The following is a 22,212-nucleotide window of genomic DNA, read 5'->3' on the forward strand; positions in this document are numbered from 1 at the left end:
ATTTAAGCCCGAAGCATAGCAAAGTCAGAGGACCGAATCCCTAAATAGGTCTCCACACCTAGGATCGGAGCTGGTTCACCTCTGACTTGCGATATCTTTTAAATATAAAACAAACCTAATGGATTGGCGCGGATACCGGCCTGTGGCTAAGGCCCTGTGCAGTATGAGCATAAAGCCCGCCCGCAGGGAACGCCCATGATATACTTACTCTAATAAGTAGTTGTTGAACTACACCGAAATTTATATATCATAACGCTCATGACTTACCTGGCTCGTTTCTAATCACAATCTTTTTTCACTTTCAGACTCTCTGACACGCCGACTTTCGGACTAAATAATATATTTGCAACGCATGGAAGATATTGAGCAATACATTGAGGCGTTGATCTTTGCGTCAGAACAAGGTATCCGGATGGAAGAAATACTGTATTGTTTACAGGCTGCTTTTGAGCATGATTATACTGCCGATGAAATCAGCAAGCATCTTGATAACATCTGTGTTAAATACCAGGATGAAGGTTTAGCTGTTGAGATAGTGAAAATAAATAGCGGTTTCCAGTTTCTCACCAAAAAAAAGTACCACACGGTGATAAGCTTACTGCAATTGCAACGGTCAAAAAAGAAGTTGAGCCAGGCCGCGTTGGAAACACTCGCTATTATTGCCTACAAACAACCGGTAACCAAAACAGATGTAGAACAAATTAGGGGAGTAAACTGCGATTATTCGATACAAAAGTTACTTGAAAAGGAATTAATTGCCATCACCGGCAAATCGGAAAGTGTTGGAAAACCCATTCTTTATGGCACCAGCAGCCTTTTTATGGACTATTTTGGCATTAACAGTATAAACGAACTACCACAGCTTAAGGAAATTACAGATAATAGCAGCGCAATTGGTGAACCGACAGAATAAATTTGAAAATGATTTTTATTGAAAATGATTTTGATTATTTTTACTGGTAAATAATGCTGATTATAGTGTAGCAATATTAAGTACATATTAAAAAACTATTAGGAACAGATTATAAGTTTTAACAAATAAAAATTTATTAAAATGGCAGCTGCAAAAAAACCTTTAAACACCTCTACCAAAAAGATCAGCGACGAGGAAGATGATGACTTTGATGAGGATCCAAAACCAGGCAAAAAGGTTGCGGATGATGATGATGACTTTGATGAAGAAATTCCGTTGGATGATGACCTGGGGGGATTTGACTCGTATGACCCATATGAAGAGGAGGACGACGACTAATTGTTCAAACAATATAAAATATAATTGCAAAGCATTCAGTATCCCGCTGGATGCTTTTTTTGTAATAACCATAAGCTTAGATGAAGATAACTGAAGTTAAAAGCAAGGCCGATAAAAAAGCGTTTTTAGATGTAGCCCGCCTCCTTTATAAGGATGATAACAACTGGGTATGCCCGCTTGATAATGATATTAATGCCGTGTTTGATGCTGCTAAAAATAATTTTCACCAGCATGGCAAAGCTATAAGATGGATATTAAGGAATGATGCCGGGCAACTAACTGGGCGCATTGCCGCATTTATTAACGAAAAAAAGGCCTTTAATTATGAGCAACCAACAGGTGGCTGTGGTTTTTTTGAATGTATTGATGATAAAAATGCAGCTTTTTTATTGTTTGATACAGCTAAAGACTGGCTCAGGCAAAACGGCATGCAAGCTATGGACGGGCCAATTAACTTTGGGGAGAATGATAACTTTTGGGGATTGCTTGTGGAGGGTTTTACTCCCCCATCTTATGGCATGAATTATAACCCGCCCTATTATAAAGCTTTTTTTGAAGATTATGGTTTTAAAACCGAATATGAGCAGATAACTAATCACCTGGATGTGAATAAACCATTTTCAGAAAGGTTCACTAAAATTGCCAATTGGGTAATGAATAAACCTGGCTATACCTTTGAGCACTTTAAAAGCTCAGAGATAGACAAGTTTGCATCAGATTTTATAGAAATATATAACGACGGCTGGCATGATTTTGAAAATTTTGTACCCATAAACCATGCTACTATAATGGAAAGCTTTAAACAAATGAAAGCCATTATGGATGAAAAACTGATATGGTTTGCCTACGTAGATAATGAGCCGGCATCGTTTGTTGTGATACTGCCTGATGCTAACCCAATGATAAAACCGCTTAATGGCAAACTTAATCTTTGGGGCAAATTAACTTTCCTTTACCGAAAGTGGAAAGGTGTATCGCGGATGCGGGCAATAGTAATGGGCACCAAACAAAAGTTCCAAAAACACGGGTTGGAATCATGCTTGTTCATCAAATTAAAGGAATATGTATTGCCCTTAAAGCAGTATGATGAATTGGAATTATCGTGGGTGGGCGATTTTAATGAAAAAATGATTGCTATCCACGCTGCGGTAGGTGCTACATTTGGAAAAAGACACTTAACAATGAGGTGTAAATTTTAAGCCCGAAAAAATTACGGGCTTAAAATTAACTGCACTTTATTAAGCTGTTGCTACTTTTTTGTGTCTTAACTCTTCAAAAAGCTCAATTACTTTCTTCTGCAGATCAATTACTTCGGTTTCGCGATCCATCAATTTCTTGTTGACGTTCTCTAACTCGCTTGCAATTTTTTGATCCTGCTCGGTTTCGTTAAAAGTAAGTAGTTGCACTACAGACATTTCAAACAAAGCAGCTATCTGCTCTAAACGTGAAAGGTTGATATCGGTTATACCCGTTTCAATTTTTGAAAAGGCAGGAATAGAAATGTCTAATCTTTTAGCTACTTCTTCCTGACTCCAGCCTTTTTGGTGGCGTAATAACCGGATCTTTTTTCCCAGTGTCTTCATAAATTATATCAATTAGGATAGGTTTCTCAATAGTTAATAAAGTTACAACATATTTGCCTAATAACCAATTACACAGCAATATTTATAGCAATTTATTTTTTAATTCAATTAAGTTAATATCACCAAAATTACCCGAACTCATCATCAATAAATTACTATTGGTAATATCCAATTCTTCCAGGTGTTTTAGCAACTTTACCGGGTCATTAAAAAATAGTAAATTATCGTTTGCAAAGGCGTTTTTTACAGCTTCGGCAGGGTAAGGCGTTATCTTTTTCTGTTCAAATGTTTTGCGGTCAATAAAAACAATGGCTTGGTCGGCCCCGTTCATTGTACCGGCATATTTATCTAAAAATTCTTTATTAAGGCTGCTAAAAGTATGTAATTCAATACAAGCAATTAATTTTCTGAAGGGAAATTGTGCCTTAACTGCCTGTATAGTAGCTATTAACTTTGATGGCGAATGGGCAAAATCTTTAAAAATGGTAGCGTTATCATTCTTGCCAAGCACCTCAAGCCTGCGTGCTGCACCTTTAAAGGTAGTAATGTATGAGTAAAAATCGGCCTTGTTAATTCCCAGGCCTTCGCATACCAAACGGGCAGCTTCCATATTTAGCAAATTATGCTGGCCAAACACCTGCAGCGAATAGCTTTTACCATCGGCTATAACATTGGTTATGCCATTATCAATGGTAAATTCAGGCAAGGCATAAGGTAATTTTTCAACCGGTACATTAAGCTTGCTCACCATTGTATTTAAAACCTCATCGGTTTTACTGTAAATAAGCTTTCCACCAGCTTGTATGGTTTCGGCAAATATTTTAAACTGGTCAATATAATTATCAAATGTTGGGAAAACGTTAATATGATCCCAGGCTATTCCGCTAATAACACCGATATCGGCCTTATAGATATGAAATTTTGGACGCCTGTCAATCGGCGAAGCCAGGTATTCATCACCCTCAATAATAATTACCGGGGCCTCATGGGTTAGCTTCACCATGGTTTCAAAGCCTTCCAGTTGTGCGCCTACCAGGTAATCAAAATCTTTACCGGCTTCCTGCAATACGTGCAATATCATACTGGTAATGGTAGTTTTACCATGACTGCCCCCTATTACAACACGCTGTTTATTTTTTGATTGCTCGTAAATATAATCTGGATAGGAATAGATCTTAATTCCCAGTTCCTGGGCTTTAAGCAGTTCAGGATTATCAATGCGGGCATGCATGCCTAATATTACCGCATCCAGGCCGCGACTGACCTTTTCAGGATACCAACCTGTTTGCTCTGGTAGAATTCCGTACTTGTCCAGGCGTGATACCGATGGCTCAAACAGAACATCATCAGAGCCCGTAACTTCAAAACCCTTTTTATGCAGGGCGATGGCCAGGTTGTGCATGGCGCTCCCGCCTATCGCTATAAAGTGTACTTTCATTAACAAGTTTTAGTGCTGCAAAATGCCCAACAAATAAACGTAAAAAAGCGTTACAACACCAATAATCGCTTTAATAATTACTTATAATATTACTATTTCAACAACAATACAGGTACCGTTGAATTTTTGGCTAACTGTTGCGAAATGCTGCTATGCATGATAGATTGCAGGAAACCATAGGTATGCGGCAAAGCAATAACCATTTGTGCTTTATGCTCTGTAGCAAAATCAAGTATTCCAGTAATTATATCGGGGTTGTTTAAATAAAAATATTTAGGATTAAAAGCTTTTAACATACTGTATAATTCGGTTTCTTCTGCTAATTGCTTCGCGTCGGCACCGGCATGCTTGCCTTCCGTATCAATATTTACTACTAACAGTTTAATTAGCTGGTTACCTAACAGTTTATGCAATACATCCATAGGAATGTTCTCTTTTACCTCCTTAAAATCACAGGCTATAACTACCTCATCTATTTTATGATACCTGTACCCCGGCGGAATCACCATAACAGGTACCGGACTTGCCTTTGATACCTTAATAACGTGGCTGCCTATCGCTATACTATTTTCGCGTACGGTGCTATTGCCAATACTGCCCAACATTACCATATCAACATTATTGGCCGTAACGGTATCAATAACAGCACGCAATAAATGCGAGCGGTTTAATTTAACATGTATCTTAACCCCTTCCCTAACTTGTTTTTTCAGCTTACTTTTCAACTTTTCTAATTGTGCAATACGGTCTGCAGCGCTCTCTTCAATTTCTTCTTCGCGCAGCATCAACATATTAGGATCTGGCAAAATAGTTTCTAACTCAGATATGTAATAGGCATTCATCAGTATAATATCTGTCACATTAGTTTGATGGCTTAGGCGGGCGGCAAAATCGGCGGCATTGAAAGCAGCTTCAGAAAAATCAATAGGTACAAGATAGGTTTTCATACAAATAAGATTAACTATCTTTTGACCGCGTTGGTCTAAAAGTTAGTACGCAACAAATCTAATTATGAATTTTTTCAGGATTGTCAACACCGTTTCATATTTCAGATACTTAATGAACGGCTATTGTTTTGTTTAATTATACCATTACATTTGTACTGTAATATTTTTTATTACAGATAATAATGAACGGAAGATTCCCAATAGCGCTGCACATCATGACCCTGCTTTGTAAGGAGGATAGATTACTACCATCAGATTATATTGCAGGCAGCATAAATGTTAATCCTGTTTTAATAAGAAAGGAATTAAGCAATCTGATAAAGCACCAATTGGTAACAAGCCAGGAAGGTAAGAATGGTGGATACAAACTCAATCAACCCCCAAAGAAGATTACGCTGGCCGCTATATATGAAGCTGTAAGGCCCGAAACTATTTTGGGCGTAGCTAAAAATCAGCCCAACCCCGCCTGCCCTATTGGTAAGCAGATAAACCAGCATTTAAATGAACTTTACCAGGAAATTGACCATTCTGTAATGCAGAAGCTAGACAAAACAAACCTGTTAGAATTTTGCGATAAATTCAATTAAAAAAATTTAAACTAAACTGTAACAATTTTAATTACACTTAACAATATAAACATATGAAAGTAGCATTAATAGGCGCAACCGGCTTTGTAGGAAGCGCAATTTTAAAAGAAGCAGTATCGCGCGGGCATGAAGTAACCGCTATTTCCCGCGATAGTTCAAAAGTAGCCAAAGAAGCGGGCGTAACAGCCGTAGCAGTTGATGTGAATAATGCAGATGCTTTGGCAGCGGCATTATCCGGCCATGATGCTGTGGTTAGCTCATATAACCCCGGCTGGGCAGATCCTGATCTGTATAACCATTTTATTGAAGGCTCTGAAGCTATACAGGAAGCCGTCAAAAAATCGGGCGTTACACGCTTATTGGTTATTGGTGGTGCGGGCAGTTTAGAGATTGCACCCGGAGTGCAACTGGTAGATACCCCGCAATTCCCGGCTGAATGGAAAACCGGTGCTACAGCGGCCCGCGATTATCTGAACATCATCCGTAAAGAAACAGAACTGGATTGGACATTTTTGAGTCCTGCCATTAACCTGCACCCCGGTGAGCGCAAAGGCATTTTCCGTTTGGGTACAGAAAACCCGGTATTTGATGCAGATGGTAAAAGCGATATCTCTGTTGAAGACCTTGCTGTTGCCGTGATTAACGAATTGGAGAACAACCAATACGTTAAAGCAAGATTTACATTGGGCTACTAAACAGAACCAGGATTAAGCTGATTTTTCAGATTAAAGGATTTATCTAAAAACAAGAGACGCAATATTTTGCGTCTCTTGTTTATTTTATGTTCATTCGGACGCAAGGTATTGCCTCCCTAATTTGTGTTAACTGACAAACTTGGCAGCTACCCAGTCTTTATCTTTTTTATGGGTGATGTACTTTAAATTGTATTTATGGGCTTCCTCGCTGATAATATCCAGATCGGGCGATTCATAAAAACCACTGAAATATATCTCACCGCCGGGCTTAAGTACCTTAGCATAACTTCCCATTTGGTCTATCAGAATATTACGGTTAATGTTAGCCAGTATAATATCGTATTGCTCTTGAGGGATCACTTCTTTTGATCCGCAGAGGGCCTTAATATTAGTGATGTTATTCAACGCCGAATTTTCAATAGTGCTTTCATAACACACTATATCATAGTCAATAGCGGTAATATCGGCAGCGCCAAGTTTAGCGGCAAGGATAGCCAATATGCCCGTGCCGCAACCCATATCCAGTACTTTTTTTCCGGTAAAATCATTCTCCAGCATCAAAGCCATCATCATGGCAGTAGTTTGGTGATGGCCGGTACCAAACGCCATTTTAGGGTCGATAACAATCTCATACGGAAACTCCGGCTTGGGCGCATGGAAAGTTGCACGTACAAAAACCTGATCGCTTATCTGTATTGGCTCAAAGTTACTTTCCCATACCTCATTCCAGTTTTTTTGCGGGATAAGGGTAATATCATAGCTAAAGGTGAACGTTTCGCGGTAGGCATCTAAAGTTTCATCCAGCTTTGCCTGGTCAAAATCGTCTACCGGAATGTAAGCTTTAAACCCAAGGTCAACCTCTTCAAAAGTATCAAAACCAATATCGCCCAAAGCGCCTATCAGCAGGTCCTGCTGGTAATCTTCGGTAGTAATGGTGGTGAAGAGCAGTTCGTAGTAATTCATGGTTTTAGATGTGGGGTTGATGTTTTAGATAGGTCACTTTATCCATTAGGAATAGTATAAATAGGTTCAACACCCAATAAACCATCTGTAATAAAAATAATGTAATTATTGAACTGAATAAGTCGTTTATGCCAGATGCACTATTCCATATAATATAACTGATACCTAACGAAAGCAATAAGCTGGCTATAGAAACAGGGATTGCAACCTTAATTTTATTATTGGCCCTGTTCCACATGGGCATAATAATTAGTAACTGTGTAAGAAACAGTATAGCATACAACAAAGGCGCCAGGTACGAAAAATAAAGCATCAAGCCCGGCAAAGTTATTTGGGTAAGCCCATCGTGCAAATTACGGTGCAGATCATCAACCGCAGTTATCCTTGCAAATATTGAAAAGAGGATAAATGTAGGCAGGAATGCTTTTAATAATGATCTCATTGAAATATCAGATAATTAATATCAGGCAGCAAGATCAAAACAGATATTCCTGAGACGCTTGCTGCCTGGCATTAAATACTAATTAAATGCCTTAACAATATCTGTAAAGTCGCGTGATTTTAGGGATGCGCCGCCAATTAGGCCGCCATCAATATCTGGCTGGGCAAACAGTTCGGCTGCATTTTTTGGGTTACAGCTACCGCCGTATAAAATGGTGGTATCATCTGCCACTTGCTCACCGTATTTTGCAGCCAGTTCTTTACGGATAAACGCGTGAATTTCCTGAGCTTGTTCTGCAGAAGCGGTTACACCCGTACCAATAGCCCAAACAGGCTCATAAGCTAAAACCAAAGTACCAAAAGCCTCAGCATCTAAATGGAAAACACCTTCAACAAGCTGGCTTTTAATAATATCAAAGTGCTGATTAGCTTCGCGTTCCTGCAAGGTCTCGCCTATACAGAAGATGGGTTTTAAGCCGTTCTTTAAAGCAGTATCGGTTTTTTTGGCTAACAGCTCATTGTTTTCGCCAAAATACTGGCGGCGCTCCGAGTGGCCCAAAATAACATACCCGGCACCAACAGATTTAACTTGTTTTGCAGATACTTCGCCTGTATAAGCGCCAGACTCGGCCTGGTGAGCGTTTTGTGCACCTACTGATATTTTATTATAGCCTTTAGCCAACTGAGCAAGGCTGTGCAGATGAATGAACGGACTGCATACCACAACTTCCTGAGTGCCGGTTGCTTCGTCTTTTACCATGTTTATCACTTCAGAAAACAAAGATAGGCCCTCGTTATAATCAAGGTTCATTTTCCAGTTTCCGGCTACAATTTTCTTTCTCATTTCTTTTTTTGTAATAGTTATAGTGTAAGGGTTTTAAAGCTGTAAAGGTTGTAAACTAATTTGTATTTTTAATAATTACAACATTTAAACCTCTCTAAACCCTTTGGTTAATTCATAAACTTCTGTAAGGATAGCTTTTTCGGCATCATCAAATTTACGGTGCAACCGGCGGGCTATCACTCTATCGGCCGTTTCCATCATTTTATCAAATGCATATTCTCCTAAACCCTGTGCGCCACCCCATGAAAAATCAGGAACGTAATTGGGCGGATAACCGCTGCCAAACACATTGGCGCTTACCCCAACCACTGTACCTGTATTAAACATAGTATTAATACCACATTTAGCATGATCGGCCATTATTAATCCGCAAAATTGCAACCCTGTTTTACGCATGCTTTGCGTTGTATAGTCCCAAAGCTTTACCTCAGAATAATTATTTTTCAGGTTCGAGTTATTGCTGTCGGCACCTATATTACACCACTCACCTACTACAGCATTACCCAGATAACCTTCATGGCCTTTTGATGAATATCCCCAAACCACAGCGTTATTTACTTCGCCACCAATGCGGCAATAAGGGCCAATTGTAGTAGCACCGTATATTTTGGTCCCCATTTTTATTTGCGAGTGTTCGCACAAAGCAAAGGGGCCACGTACATTAGTACCTTCCCAAACCTCGGTATTGGCCGCCAAATAAATAGGGCCATTTATGGAGCTAAAGCTACAGCACTCGGCTTGTACACCTTCCTCAGCAAAAAAATCGTTTCCTATAATGGTATTGGTGCTGCTTAAAACCGCACTGGCACGGCCTTTGGTAAGCAGCTTAAAATCTTTGCGGAGTTCTATATCGTTCTTTCGAAAAATATCTTCGGGGTAGCGTACCATAACCGGCACACGGTCATATGCAACAATCTGATTGAACACAGCTTGTGCATCAAAACTTGCGGCATTAGTGGCATTTAGCCTCACAGCTAAAAGGATCTCCTTATATTTTAGTGCTTCACCTGCCTGTAATTTATCAATGGCTTCCAGCAAAAATTCATCCGGGCAAACAGCACCGTTAATGAACAGGTTATCAGTTTGAATGCTTATTGAAAATTTACCCTGCAAGTAAGCCTGGGTATGAAAAGAAAAATCGGAATTTAAATATTTACCCCATTTTTCTGCAATGGTTAAGATCCCAATTCGCAGATCGGCAACGGGGCGGGTATATGTTAGTGGAAGAAGGGTGTTGTGTGCGGTATCGTCAAAAAGGATAATTCCCATGGGCCAAAAATAAAAAAAGTCCCCCGGTATACGGGGGACTTGTAAATATTTTATTGAAAAAACACTTATTTTTTGTTGTAACGGGTACGGAACTTGTCTATACGTCCGGCTGTATCAACTAACTTCATTTTACCAGTGTAGAACGGGTGTGAAGTGTGTGAAATTTCTAATTTAATCAATGGATACTCGTTGCCATCTTCCCATTTTACGGTTTCGCGGCTGTCGATACATGATTTGGTCATGAAAGAATAGTCGTTTGACATATCCTTAAAAACAACTAATCTATAGTTTGATGGATGCAGATCTTTTTTCATTATATTATAATACTTCTTATAAAAGAGGTGCAAATATAGTAATTAAAGTTAAAACTGTAAAGCAGAAAGTAAAAAGTTTTTAACAGGTGTGGATAGATAGTATTTGGAGCGAAACATCCTTAAAATCAACATGAATTTATTTATACTCCGTAGCTCCAATATCAAACGCGATACCTGATGGGCGCAAGGTGCCGTAATAGTCGGTACTTACTCCGTATGATAACACATTGGCACCCGCATTAATAAGCGGAGACGACGACTGCAGGTGAAAATCATCGTTGCTATAATTTACAAATCCAAGGGCGTTAATGTCTTCGCCCGTGTAATTATTCGATGCCGTAAGCTTAACATTGGTGCTTTTCCTCTGAATAGCAACACCCAATCCAGGTTTAATAATCACATTATTGATAGCGGTATTCATAGGAATAGTCTCCGAATTTAATTTTATCCCGTTAAGTGCCGGAGCAATGATGGTGTTGTTAATAAATTTAAAATCAGGCCCGGGGGTATACCGCGAATCTGCAAAGATGCCATGCCCTCCCGAGTTAAGGATATAATTATTATACACCAGGTTATCACCAAGACCTAAAACAATAATACCGTTGCCGGGTGCATTCTTAACCAGGTTGTTATAACATTTACCACCGGTACCCTCTCCAATCTGTATCCCGTTATTTTGCGCGCTTGCAAATGGCGTTAACCCCGGCGATTTAACCGTGTTATTGTAAATTTCGGCACCAGAGATAGCGCTACCCACCTGGATGCCCTCGCAACCGGTCGAGTCGGTTATGTTGTTGTAAACCTTTACGTTAACTACGTCATGAGGCAGCACCTGGCCGCATGATGCCGAAACCCCGGAGGCATAAAAAGAATTACCTACATAAAATCCCTCCCCACCTGTTTTGTGGATGTAGTTGTTATGGAGACTAACATTCCGCATGGTAAAATGGCCGCGCTGCGTACTTATATCGCACGTTGGGTCTGTTTTGGCCATGATACCTGCAAAACCGCTGTTGCGCACTTCAACATTTGCGATCTCAAAATCCGAGCTCAAACCGTCTATGGTCATGCCAATGTTTCCGCCGTTCACGTCAAAACCGTAGGTAACACCCGGGGCACCGTTACCCAATATCTTGAAGTACTGGCAATTTTGTGTTTTAAACCCGTACGAAGTTGTTGTAGCTGCCGAAAAGGTTACTTTCCCCCCTTTATTGATGATAATGATAGGCTTTGCAGCGGTTCCTTTAAAGTTTTTTAGCAACAATCCGCCCCTCACACCGGCAGGGATACATATTACCGAACCGGCAGGTATTTTAGCGCCGTCAACAAACCACTCGGATGGTTGAACGGTATACGTACATTCAGATAAAACTATATTATTGGGGTTGAGTCTTTGGAGAGTTTTAGTTGTTGTTACCGGCTTAACAATTTCGTTCATGCTTTTAGTACACATCACAAATGATGATACAGTAAGCCCGGCAGCTATCCATAATTTAAGATAATTCTTCATCTAAATTTGATTTAGACTGAAAAGTATATTTTTCAGCAGGGGTTAAATAATACCTTGATTAACGCTCTTTTTTCAAGTTACCCATTATACGTGGGGTTGTATGGTATTGTTGCTATAAGAAACAAATTATATCTGTTTGAAAATATCGAGCGGAAAACCTTGCGAATATGCCCTTATGGGTCATTTTGAACGAGTAATAGCGAGGCGAAATAACAGGGTCTATTTTATATTGGCGTTGCCTGCGGCCGGGCTTTCCGCTCATACGCACACATGGCCTTAGTCACAGGGCCGGTATCCGCTGCAATCCTTAACGCGGAATGTATCTCACATTAAACACCTACGAAAATTCAATATCTTGATGTAATGTTAGGAGGCGGCAAATTGACTAATAACACTACCATGAGTATTATGCAAGCTATAAAATAAAGCCCCGAATACCAATTCATTTTATTAATGTCTGACTTTTCAATCGCAATATTTTGTAATTGTTCTTCAGGTATAATATAATTTAGTGCAAATAGACTTAGTGCTCCAAATAGCAAAAAACAAAATATAAATAAATTACGATTTAAGTATAGCTCAATATCAAATAGAATTTTTAACCCCAACTGGATATGAACTATATGCAAAAATACTATGAATGTGATAAGCAAACGCAGATTAAAGTAAGGGGTACCTCCGGGTCGTCTGTTTTTAATACCCTGATATATTGCTGCAAATACGTAAGTGATATTTCTCATCTCATCTTTTGATCCATATTCTTTATCTTAACCAATACTCTGGCACAACTCTATTAGCACACCATTTGTCCCTTTTGGATGCACAAAGCACACTAATTTATTATCCGCACCCAGCTTTGGCACATCATTCAGCAATACAAAACCTTCGACTTTTAAGCGTTGCATTTCAGCTTCAATATCATTTACTTCAAAGGCGATATGGTGCATCCCCTCCCCTTTTTTGGTGATGAATTTGGCAATCGGACTATCGGGATCTGTGGCTTCCAGCAGTTCTATTTTGTTGGGGCCGCTTTGTAAAAACGCTGTTTTAACCCCTTCAGATGCTACTTCCTCTACTTTATAAACAGCCGTATTTAGCAGCTTTTCATAGATATCACCCGCCAATTTAACACTGTTAACCGCTATGCCGATATGCTCTATCTTATTCATGTCCAAATATTGTAAATTAATGGCAGCTAAATGCAATTTATAGCGGCTTGCAGATATAAAAGTAAAACTTTACGTATATTTGTATTGTTAATTTTTTAATACATGAACATCCCAATTTACTTAGATAATAACGCTACTACACCTATGGATCCCAGGGTGCTGGAAGCTATGTTGCCTTACTTTAACGAAAAGTTTGGTAACGCGGCAAGCCGCAACCATCCTTTTGGCTGGGTAGCAGAAGAAGGCGTTGATTATGCCCGCGAGCAGGTAGCAAAGCTGATAAACGCAACTGAAAAAGAGATCATCTTTACATCAGGCGCTACCGAGTCAGACAACCTTGCTATTAAGGGTGTATTTGAAATGTATAAAGAGAAAGGCAACCACATAATTACTGCCGTTACTGAACATAAAGCTGTACTTGATGCTTGTAAACACGTTGAAAAATTAGGCGGAAAAGTTACTTATCTGCCGGTTAAAGAAGACGGTTTAGTTGACCTTGCCGCACTGGAAGCAGCCATGACAAGCGAAACCATCCTGGTATCTATCATGTATGGCAATAACGAAATTGGTGTTATACAACCGATTAAAGAAATTGCAGCCATTGCACACAAATTTGGCGCTTTGTTTATGACCGATGCCACACAGGCTGTTGGTAAAATACCTGTTGATGTAATTGCTGATGGTATTGACCTTTTAGCTTTATCGGCACATAAAATGTACGGCCCTAAAGGCGTAGGTGCATTATACGTAAGGCGTAAAGGTCCGCGTGTAAAAGTTACCGCACAAATGGACGGTGGCGGCCACGAGCGCGGTATGCGTTCAGGTACGTTAAACGTTCCGGGCATTGTTGGTTTAGGTAAAGCTTGCGAGCTTGCCGGCTTAGAGATGGAAAGTGAAGCAAAACGCCTTTCGACTTTGCGCGATAAACTGGAAAGTTCATTAACTGTATTAGAAGAAAGCTACGTGAATGGCAATGTTGAACACCGCTTGCCGCATGTTGCTAATATATCATTCAAGTATGTTGAAGGTGAAGGTTTAATGATGGCAATGAAAGATCTGGCTGTATCATCAGGTTCGGCCTGTACATCAGCATCATTGGAGCCGTCATACGTATTGAAAAGCTTAGGCTTATCTGACGATCTTGCACATTCATCTATCCGTTTTGGTTTAGGCCGCTTTACTACCGAAGAGGAAATTGATTACGCGATTGAAGTAACTAAAAAATCGGTTACCCACCTGCGCGAACTTTCACCGCTTTGGGAAATGTTTAAAGAAGGCATTGACCTTGACTCAATTGAGTGGGCAGAACACTAATTTGATTTCGGATTTCGAATGTTCGATTTCGGATTTATTTTAGGATTTAGAAATTAGAGTTTAGAATTTAACTCACAACTATAACAATTAAAACTTAAAGCTATGGCTTATTCAGATAAAGTAATTGATCATTATACTAACCCCCGCAATGTGGGCACGTTAGATAAAAGCAGCCACAAGGTTGGCACCGGCCTTGTTGGTGCACCTGAGTGTGGCGACGTTATGCGCCTGCAGATTCAGGTTGATGATAATAACATCATCACCGATGCAAAATTTAAAACTTTTGGTTGCGGATCGGCAATCGCTTCTTCATCTTTAGCTACTGAGTGGTTAAAAGGTAAAAGCGTTGATGATGCAATGAAAATTGATAACATGGATATTGTTGAAGAACTGGCTTTACCACCGGTAAAAATTCACTGTTCAGTATTGGCAGAGGATGCTATTAAAGCAGCCATCAATGATTTCCGTGTGAAAAATGGCATGGAACCAATTGTTCTGGAAAAATCACATCACTAATTTATTGGTGAGTAGAGGGTAGTTGAATGGTGAATAGTTTATATGCTTACCAACCACTCACAACTCACTTAACTAACCATTTACTAACATGGTAACTGTAACTGATAAAGCAAAAGCTAAAATAGATAGCCTGATGCAGGATAGTGGGCTGGATGCCTCCTATTTTCTGCGTGTGTCTGTTCAGGGTGGTGGCTGCTCTGGTTTGTCCTATAACCTTGATTTTGATAACGAGGAGAAAAAAGGCGACCAGTTCTTTGAAGATCGCGGCGTACGTTTTGCCCTGGATATGAAATCATTCCTGTATTTAGCAGGTACCGAACTTGACTTTTCTGACGGGTTAAATGGTAAAGGTTTTAACTTTCATAACCCCAATGCAACCCGCACTTGCGGCTGCGGCGAAAGCTTCTCGGTATAGGCCTCACCTAATCCTCTCCTTTGGAGAGGATTTAAATAATATTTAAAAGGGCTCCTTTTCGGGGCCTTTTTTTGTTTCGATAAAATCTCTAAAAATCACACTTAAACCTACTACTATTGGCCAATTTTTTGTCCAAAACTCTAAAAATCTCTAATTATCTCTAAAAATCTCACATGCTTTTTTTATTATGCAAACTTGGTGTGTCCGTGGTTTATTTTTCCATTTTCGGCATCCCATATGGTATCATTTATGTTGTTTAAATTAATGTAATTTAATTAGCTTTGTTATACTATAACCGATATAAACTTGATGAACATCGTAGCTGAGCAATCAACTATCCCCGGCCTGATCCGTAATATTGTTGCAACCATACATCCCGATACCCATACCTTTTTGATGCATAAGGTAAAGGATACATGGGAGGAGATAACCTATAAACAGGCGCTTGAAAAAATAGACGCTATATCTGCATGGTTCCTTGATATCGGCATAAAAAAAGGCGACCGGCTGGCACTCATCATAGAGAACGGCCCAGATTATATTTATTACGACCAGGCCCTGCAACAAATTGGCGCGGTTAATACATCTATCTACCCTACCCTTTCTGAGGCAGAAATTGAATATATCCTGAATGATTCTGAAGCAAAAACCTTAATTATAGGCAACCCGTTTTTATTCCGCAAGGTTTTAAAAATTGCTAATAACTGCCCGGCCTTAATAAGGCTGATACCGGCTTGTGACGAATTCGAAAAATACAGCGATAAGCTAACCCTAAACGCCGGTGTTATCAGTTTTGAAAAAGTTATTGAAGAAGGTTTAAAAATTATCGATAAATACAGAACGACTATTAATGCAGCGCGGGAGGCTATTTTACCGTCAGATCTTTCCTGCCTCATCTATACATCTGGGACTACCGGTACACCTAAAGGTGTAATGCTTACCCACCATAACCTAACCGAAAACTGTAAGGTAAGCCTGTATCAGATCCCTATTATTACCAAGGATGACCTGTTCCTGTCGTTTTTGCCTTTATCACATGTATTTGAGCGTACCGCCACCTATTACATATGCATGAACAAGGGCTGTACCATAGCTTTTGCACAAAGCCTTGATCTGCTGGCTAAAAACATGGTAGAGGTTAAACCTACCGTAATGTGCTGCGTGCCACGCTTGTTAGAACGCATCCATGATAAAGCCATGAAGAACGGACTGGCTGCCGGAGGCCTGAAAACAAAGATCTTTACCTGGGCATTAAAAATTGGCAAGGAATACCGTCTTACCAATGAAGCAGGCAAAAAACCAGGTTTAATATTAAGTGCCGAGCAAAAACTGGCAGATAAGCTGGTTTTCAGCAAGATCAAAGAAAAAACCGGTGGGCGCTTGAAAGTGCTGTTATCCGGTGGTGGTGCTTTACCTAAAAATGTTGGTGAATTTTTTGGCAACATCGATATAAAGCTATTGGAAGGCTTTGGGTTAACAGAAACTTCGCCGGTAATGGCAGTAACCGAAGATGACCGTATTATTTACGGTACTGTTGGCCGTATTATACCGGGCATTGAAGTGGCTATACAAAATGTTGATACCCGTAAGATCTACACCATACAAACGCACGATAACTTCAGGCCTGATTTTGAATCGGAAGAAGGTGAAATTATTGTGCGCGGGCATTGTGTAATGAAAGGTTACTGGAGAAAGCCGGAAGAAACCGCCGCTGTTATTGATCCCGAAGGCTGGTTCCATACCGGGGATATCGGCAGGTTTTATAGGGGCAACCTACAAATTACCGACAGGCTAAAAAACATGCTGGTTAATGCTTACGGCAAAAACATTTATCCTACCCCGGTAGAGAATACCTATTTAAAAAGCCCTAAAATTGAACAGGTATTTTTAGTAGGCGATAAACGCGAATATATCACTGCCATACTGGTACCATCGCGAGAAATATTGCAGGAAACCTTTAACCTAAGTGACGCTTTTTTTGAACAGCCCGATATTTTTATTGAAGATAAAGAAATTAACGACTGGCTTAACCTGGATATCAAAAAACTCTCAAACGAACTGGCCAAATTCGAGCGCATCAAAAACTTCAGGATAAAGCGTAAACCTTTCAGTATTGAGGCTGGTGAAATAACCCCCACCATTAAAGCCAAACGCAAGGTAATAGAAAAGAAATACGCCGATGCGATAGACGAAATGTATAACTGGGAAACAGAAGCAGAGTAGCGAGGTTTCGGATTTGGGATTTTCGATTTCGGATTTGATGGAAAGCTTCTGTGCTGCGAAAATTATATAAAAAGGGTCATGGTGAGCTTGTCTTGTCATGGTGAGCTTGTCGAACCACATAGCGGGCGGGCCTTTACGCACATCCTTCGACAGGCTCAGGAGGACCCTGTTTTTCGCAAAGTGTCATGGTGAGCCTATCGAACCATTAGTGGGCTATCCCACGCACGTCCTTCGACAAGCTCAGGAGGACCCTGTTTTTCGCAAAGTGTCATGGTGAGCCTTGTCGAACCATTAGTGGGCTATCCCACGCACGTCCTTCGACAGGCTCAGGGTGACCCCTGTTTTTCGCAAAGTGTCATGGTGAGCTTGTCGAACCATTAGCGGACTTTGATAGCTCGGGCAATAATTCCCATTTACCATTAATTATTGCCTCCTTTTTGGCTCTTCGCCAACCTTTAACTTGTTTTTCAAATGCAATAGCTTGATTTACATCTCCAAATACTTCATTAAATACTAACTTAACTGGCCTTCTTTTATAAGTATAGCATGTAGGGTTTTCGCCAGCTTCGTGTTCTATAATACGCCGTTCAATGTTATTTGTTATGCCTGTATAATATGACCCATCTCGGCATAAGAGAATATAAACGTGGTATTGCTTCATCATATTTTTAACTTAGTTAGGTGTCATGGTAAACTTATATATCTCATGGTGAGCTTGTCGAGTCATGGTGAGCTTGTCGAACCACATAGTGGGCCGGCCTTTACGCACGTCCTTCGACAAGCTCAGGAGGACCCTACCTCTTATATGTCATGGAGACTGTCGAACCATTAGCGTACTATGCCTTTACGCACGTCCTTCGACAAGCTTAATCCGGTGTTAACTACTTATTCACTATTTCTCCCACATCCCTGTAATCGCGTGCGTGGTAGGTAACACCTTGATTGGTGTACTTATCCAGTGGATCGAATAAGAACGTATCGATACCTAATTCCATTGCCGCTTTAATCTCAGAATTTGGGTCGTCGCCTATTACCAGCACTTCTTCTGTAGTATAACCATTCTCCTTCATTATTTTTTGGAACACGTCCTTTTTTGTCTGGCCGGATTGCTCGGGGTCTACCACGTAAACCTGTTTAAAATCGGCGCCAATGTTCAGCATTTCTACTTTGCTCATTTGCAGTTTGGTAAAGCCGGTGGTTACCAAAAATTTGTCGATAGGGATCTGGCGAAGCAGATGATACTCGTCGTAGGGATACATCGGTTCTTCAAATTTGCAGTTGCGGAGCATTTCCATGCCTTGTGCTTTTAGCTCATCGCTAAACCCAAATTCATCTGCCACATGCTGGTAAGGGCGGCGGGTAAGTTCTCCTTTTGCTTTAGTGGCTGCTAACTTATCCTCTTCGCCAAGGTTTTCATCTATCAACTTAAATAATTTACCAAACAGGTGCTCGGCAATGGAGCTTACCGGGTAAATGGTATTGTCAAGATCTAATATTAAAACTCGTTTCATAGGTATAATTAAGGTAATTGTTCCGGAAGGCCCGCAATCTCTTCGGCAGTAACAGTTTCGATAATGCTTTTGTTGTTGTTATGATACAGCAAATAATAACCGGCGGCCGTTAACAGGGATAATATGCCAAGCAACCACCACAACGATCTAAAACCACCGTAATTAATAACCTGGCTGCCCATTGCCGGGGCTAGTATTTGTGCCGCCGACCACGACATAGTGTACAAAGCTGCATATTCGCCACGGTTATAATTGTTGGTACGCGCTATCCAAAAGCTATTCATAAAGGGCATACTCATGATCTCGCCAAGCGTTACCAGTACCACTACCAATATAGCAGTTGTTATACCTGCCGGTAAAATGTTGAGCAGTACAAAGCCGAAGCCTGTTATCAGCACTCCCCAAACAATATAGATAAGGGCATGCCTTTTACCTTCCAGGTAATTGATCAATACCATCTCAATAGCCACAATGAGCAGTCCGTTCAATGCCAGCAGGAAGCCAATTAAACGCTCGCCAAAATGCCAGTTGAGTTTATAAAACACAGGTTCCATAATAAAGAACTGGAAGAAGCATAAACCGAAAATGGTGGATAGAAATATAAACCACAGGTAGGTTTTGTCTTTATACGCCGATGAAACCGGGCCCGTTGCTACAGGCTTTACTTCCGATTTTTTGATAGCCGCGCGGGGCATTAGTTTTAACAGCATCAGGGCAGCCAATATATTGGTACAACCATCTACCCAAAACAATAAATTGTAATTGATTGATGCCAGGTAACCGCCTAACCCACCACCAAATGCCCAGCCCAGGTTAACAGCCAAACGGTTTAATGAATAGGATCGGGTTTTGTTTTCGGGCGAACTGTAATGCGCGATTGCCGTTGAGTTAGCCGGGCGAAATGCCTCGTTACAAAAGCTTAGTATAAACGTACCTATGCCAAGCGTTAAAAAAGTACGCTGGTAACCCAGTATAATAAACAGGATACCACCGCTTAAAAGCGTAATTACCTGCAGATCGTAAAAGCCTATCTTATCAGTAAGCTTGCCACCGGTAAATGCTCCTAAAATAGAGCCTACACCAAACAAAGCCATAATGTAGCCTGCCTGTACAACACTAAAATGTAACTGATTTATACAGTAAATGCTCAGGAACGGCACTACCATAGTACCACTACGGTTAATGAACATCACCACGCTGAGGTACCAGCTATTGGGTGATAAACCGCTGTAGGCGTTTTTATATAGGCGGATTATTGACACTGTAAGGGATTTTTAGGTTAACAGGATCAAAAATAAGATTTGATTTGGATCAATTCGGAACAAATTATAAATGGCCTGCGGTGGATATTGGACTATTGGCCGCGTAACCTACGGCACGCAAGCTCCTTGTGATGTTTATCTACAAAGCTTTTGCTCCTACGGAGCAGCAAATCTCTCCTTACGCTTTCTACAACCCCGTAGGGGCTGCCGCTTTGTAGATAAATATATAATTATTAAATCCCGCGCCATAGCTACGGGACCATTGGCCGCGTAACCTACGGCACGCAAGCTCCTTGTGATGTTTATCTACAAAGCTTTTGCTCCTACGGAGCAGCAAATCTCTCCTTACGCCTTCTACAACCCCGTAGGGGCTGCCGCTTTGTAGATAAATATATAATTATTAAATCCCGCGCCATAGCTACGGGACCATTGGCCACGTACCTACGGCACGCAAACCCCATGTGATGTTTATCTACAAAGCTTTTGCTCCTACGGAGCAGCAAATCTCTCCTTACGCCTTCTACAACCCCATAGGGGTTGCCGCTTTGTAGATAAATTATAATTATTAAATCCCGTGCCGTAGGTACGGAGACATTGGCCACTTGCTTATTGGCATACGAATCCCGACGCAAAAATATTGCGTTTCTGCATTGATGCCGGGAATGAATGGATTTGAAGATTATGCTATTTGACTACTCAGGTAATAGATTCCGGGAAGTAACAAGCATATTTAAACGTAGAGGCGCAATATTTTGCGCCTCTTAAACAAATCGTAAACAGGAGACGCAAAATATTGCGTCTCTACGTTAGTGCCGGGATATAGCCCCCTTTAGCTCAAACGGGAATTTTTATTCCTCAGCCAATGATCTGCCAGTACCAGTGCAGCCATTGCTTCAACAATAGGTACGGCGCGTGGTACCACACAAGGGTCATGCCTGCCTTTGCCTGATATTTCTGCTGCGTTGCCCTCGCTATCAATTGTTTGCTGGCTTTGCATAATGGTGGCAACAGGTTTAAAGGCCACCTTAAACTCTATAGGCATACCATTACTGATACCGCCTTGTATACCGCCCGAAAAATTGGTACGGGTACCAATTTTAGGACCTCCCTCTCCTTTGGAGAGGGCCGGGGTGAGGCTTACAAAGATATCGTTATGTTCTGATCCGCGCATTTCGCTGCCGCTAAAGCCCGAACCAAATTCAAAACCATGCACGGCATTAATACTAAGCATGGCTTTACCCAGGTCAGCATGTAGTTTATCAAATACAGGATCGCCGAGGCCCACTGGGCAATTTTTAATATAGCAGCTTACCTTGCCGCCAACGGTATCACCCTGTTTGCGGATGTCGTCTATAAAGGCAATCATTTCTTCGGCCGTTGCAGGATCGGCACAACGGACGATGTTTTTTTCGCGTTCGGCTATAAATTCATCGGCACTGTCAATAAACACATTTGGGGCATCTATTTTACCAACGCTGCTTACATGGGCAACAATTTCTATCCCCTGTGTTTTTAATAACAATTTAGCCAATGCACCGGCTGCAACGCGTGCGGCGGTTTCGCGGGCTGATGAACGGCCGCCGCCACGATGGTCGCGAATGCCATACTTGGTTTGATAAGTATAATCGGCATGTGAAGGACGGAATACATCTACATTGTGGGTATAATCTTTTGACCGCTGGTCTTCATTTGGTATCAGCATGGCAATAGGGGTACCTGTGGTTTTACCCTCAAATACACCGGATAATATTTTAACCGTATCGCTTTCTTTACGCTGCGTAGTGATCTTAGACTGACCGGGCTTGCGTTTATCCAGCTCGCCCTGAATGTATTCCAGATCGACGGATAAGCCTGCGGGGCAGCCGTCTATTATTACGCCTATAGCCTCGCCGTGCGATTCGCCAAAAGTTGTTATCCTGAATAATTGACCAAATGAATTACCTGCCATAATGTTTGATG

Annotated in this window: 23 protein-coding genes; 9 read left to right on the plus strand and 14 right to left on the minus strand. The window is 40.9% G+C overall.

Features of this window, described 5'->3' with window-relative positions; all coding sequences use genetic code 11:
- The first annotated feature begins 352 nt into the window (after positions 1 to 352).
- The 3 genes from scpB (at position 353) to WC743_RS15690 (ending at position 2,451) form a co-directional block, all read left to right on the plus strand.
- Positions 353 to 913, plus strand: coding sequence for an SMC-Scp complex subunit ScpB (gene scpB, locus WC743_RS15680; RefSeq protein ID WP_373013304.1), 561 nt, complete (start codon positions 353 to 355; stop codon positions 911 to 913).
- Positions 914 to 1,054: 141 nt separating this feature from the next.
- The gene (locus WC743_RS15685) at positions 1,055 to 1,252 is read left to right on the plus strand and encodes a hypothetical protein (RefSeq protein ID WP_373013306.1); all 198 of its coding nucleotides are present in this window, start codon (positions 1,055 to 1,057) and stop codon (positions 1,250 to 1,252) included.
- Positions 1,253 to 1,332: 80 nt separating this feature from the next.
- Positions 1,333 to 2,451: a GNAT family N-acetyltransferase gene (locus WC743_RS15690; protein WP_373013308.1), complete on the plus strand. Its 1,119-nt coding sequence runs from the start codon at positions 1,333 to 1,335 to the stop codon at positions 2,449 to 2,451.
- A 39-nt stretch (positions 2,452 to 2,490) separates the two neighbouring features.
- Here WC743_RS15690 and WC743_RS15695 read toward each other — a convergent pair whose 3' ends face one another.
- The 3 genes from WC743_RS15695 to WC743_RS15705 all read right to left on the minus strand — a co-directional run bounded on the left by WC743_RS15695 (position 2,491) and on the right by WC743_RS15705 (position 5,220).
- The gene (locus WC743_RS15695; RefSeq protein ID WP_373013310.1) at positions 2,491 to 2,835 is read right to left on the minus strand and encodes a helix-turn-helix domain-containing protein; all 345 of its coding nucleotides are present in this window, start codon (positions 2,833 to 2,835) and stop codon (positions 2,491 to 2,493) included.
- An 82-nt stretch (positions 2,836 to 2,917) separates the two neighbouring features.
- Positions 2,918 to 4,273 (minus strand): UDP-N-acetylmuramate--L-alanine ligase, encoded by a 1,356-nt coding sequence (gene murC, locus WC743_RS15700; protein WP_373013312.1) that lies wholly within the window; start codon positions 4,271 to 4,273, stop codon positions 2,918 to 2,920.
- Positions 4,274 to 4,365: 92 nt separating this feature from the next.
- On the minus strand, positions 4,366 to 5,220 hold the full coding sequence (locus tag WC743_RS15705; RefSeq protein ID WP_373013314.1) for a universal stress protein: 855 nt from the start codon (positions 5,218 to 5,220) through the stop codon (positions 4,366 to 4,368).
- Between the two features lie 182 nt (positions 5,221 to 5,402).
- On the opposite strand from WC743_RS15705, the gene WC743_RS15710 reads away from it, so the two are divergent.
- Positions 5,403 to 5,807: an Rrf2 family transcriptional regulator gene (locus tag WC743_RS15710; RefSeq protein ID WP_373013316.1), complete on the plus strand. Its 405-nt coding sequence runs from the start codon at positions 5,403 to 5,405 to the stop codon at positions 5,805 to 5,807.
- Between the two features lie 53 nt (positions 5,808 to 5,860).
- A complete protein-coding gene (locus WC743_RS15715) occupies positions 5,861 to 6,502 on the plus strand; it encodes an NAD(P)-dependent oxidoreductase (RefSeq protein ID WP_373013317.1) in 642 nt (213 codons plus the stop codon).
- 126 nt (positions 6,503 to 6,628) lie between these two features.
- On the opposite strand, the gene prmA is transcribed toward WC743_RS15715, so the two are convergent.
- From prmA to mce, 7 genes are all read right to left on the minus strand, one after another.
- On the minus strand, positions 6,629 to 7,465 hold the full coding sequence (prmA, locus tag WC743_RS15720) for a 50S ribosomal protein L11 methyltransferase (RefSeq protein WP_373013319.1): 837 nt from the start codon (positions 7,463 to 7,465) through the stop codon (positions 6,629 to 6,631).
- 4 nt (positions 7,466 to 7,469) lie between these two features.
- Complete coding sequence (locus WC743_RS15725) at positions 7,470 to 7,907, minus strand: hypothetical protein (protein WP_373013321.1); 438 nt, start codon at positions 7,905 to 7,907, stop codon at positions 7,470 to 7,472.
- Between the two features lie 78 nt (positions 7,908 to 7,985).
- The gene (gene tpiA / locus WC743_RS15730; RefSeq protein ID WP_373013322.1) at positions 7,986 to 8,750 is read right to left on the minus strand and encodes a triose-phosphate isomerase; all 765 of its coding nucleotides are present in this window, start codon (positions 8,748 to 8,750) and stop codon (positions 7,986 to 7,988) included.
- A gap of 84 nt (positions 8,751 to 8,834) precedes the next feature.
- Positions 8,835 to 10,019: a putative sugar nucleotidyl transferase gene (locus tag WC743_RS15735; protein ID WP_373013324.1), complete on the minus strand. Its 1,185-nt coding sequence runs from the start codon at positions 10,017 to 10,019 to the stop codon at positions 8,835 to 8,837.
- A gap of 65 nt (positions 10,020 to 10,084) precedes the next feature.
- The gene (locus WC743_RS15740; protein WP_191160112.1) at positions 10,085 to 10,333 is read right to left on the minus strand and encodes a type B 50S ribosomal protein L31; all 249 of its coding nucleotides are present in this window, start codon (positions 10,331 to 10,333) and stop codon (positions 10,085 to 10,087) included.
- Between the two features lie 136 nt (positions 10,334 to 10,469).
- A complete protein-coding gene (locus WC743_RS15745; protein WP_373013326.1) occupies positions 10,470 to 11,843 on the minus strand; it encodes a right-handed parallel beta-helix repeat-containing protein in 1,374 nt (457 codons plus the stop codon).
- 767 nt (positions 11,844 to 12,610) lie between these two features.
- The gene (gene mce, locus WC743_RS15750) at positions 12,611 to 13,012 is read right to left on the minus strand and encodes a methylmalonyl-CoA epimerase (RefSeq protein WP_373013328.1); all 402 of its coding nucleotides are present in this window, start codon (positions 13,010 to 13,012) and stop codon (positions 12,611 to 12,613) included.
- Between the two features lie 102 nt (positions 13,013 to 13,114).
- Here mce and WC743_RS15755 point away from each other — a divergent pair, with 102 nt between their 5' ends.
- From WC743_RS15755 to WC743_RS15770, 4 genes are all read left to right on the plus strand, one after another.
- On the plus strand, positions 13,115 to 14,326 hold the full coding sequence (locus WC743_RS15755) for an IscS subfamily cysteine desulfurase (protein WP_373013330.1): 1,212 nt from the start codon (positions 13,115 to 13,117) through the stop codon (positions 14,324 to 14,326).
- 102 nt (positions 14,327 to 14,428) lie between these two features.
- Positions 14,429 to 14,842 (plus strand): Fe-S cluster assembly scaffold IscU, encoded by a 414-nt coding sequence (iscU, locus tag WC743_RS15760; RefSeq protein WP_067192943.1) that lies wholly within the window; start codon positions 14,429 to 14,431, stop codon positions 14,840 to 14,842.
- A gap of 88 nt (positions 14,843 to 14,930) precedes the next feature.
- On the plus strand, positions 14,931 to 15,257 hold the full coding sequence (locus WC743_RS15765; protein ID WP_191174346.1) for an iron-sulfur cluster assembly accessory protein: 327 nt from the start codon (positions 14,931 to 14,933) through the stop codon (positions 15,255 to 15,257).
- A 309-nt stretch (positions 15,258 to 15,566) separates the two neighbouring features.
- Positions 15,567 to 17,480 (plus strand): long-chain fatty acid--CoA ligase, encoded by a 1,914-nt coding sequence (locus WC743_RS15770; protein WP_373013333.1) that lies wholly within the window; start codon positions 15,567 to 15,569, stop codon positions 17,478 to 17,480.
- Positions 17,481 to 17,835: 355 nt separating this feature from the next.
- Here the strand turns inward: WC743_RS15770 and WC743_RS15775 are convergent, their stop codons facing one another.
- The 4 genes from WC743_RS15775 to aroC form a co-directional block, all read right to left on the minus strand.
- On the minus strand, positions 17,836 to 18,144 hold the full coding sequence (locus tag WC743_RS15775) for a GIY-YIG nuclease family protein (protein WP_373013335.1): 309 nt from the start codon (positions 18,142 to 18,144) through the stop codon (positions 17,836 to 17,838).
- A gap of 217 nt (positions 18,145 to 18,361) precedes the next feature.
- On the minus strand, positions 18,362 to 18,991 hold the full coding sequence (locus WC743_RS15780; RefSeq protein WP_373013336.1) for an HAD family hydrolase: 630 nt from the start codon (positions 18,989 to 18,991) through the stop codon (positions 18,362 to 18,364).
- Between the two features lie 8 nt (positions 18,992 to 18,999).
- Positions 19,000 to 20,253, minus strand: coding sequence for an MFS transporter (locus WC743_RS15785; RefSeq protein ID WP_373013338.1), 1,254 nt, complete (start codon positions 20,251 to 20,253; stop codon positions 19,000 to 19,002).
- Positions 20,254 to 21,082: 829 nt separating this feature from the next.
- Entirely contained in the window at positions 21,083 to 22,201 is a 1,119-nt protein-coding gene (gene aroC / locus WC743_RS15790; RefSeq protein WP_373013339.1) for a chorismate synthase, read from the minus strand.
- Between the last annotated feature and the right edge of the window lie 11 nt (positions 22,202 to 22,212).

Origin of the sequence: Mucilaginibacter sp., assembly GCF_041660805.1 — a bacterium.
Taxonomy (GTDB): Bacteria; Bacteroidota; Bacteroidia; order Sphingobacteriales; family Sphingobacteriaceae; genus Mucilaginibacter.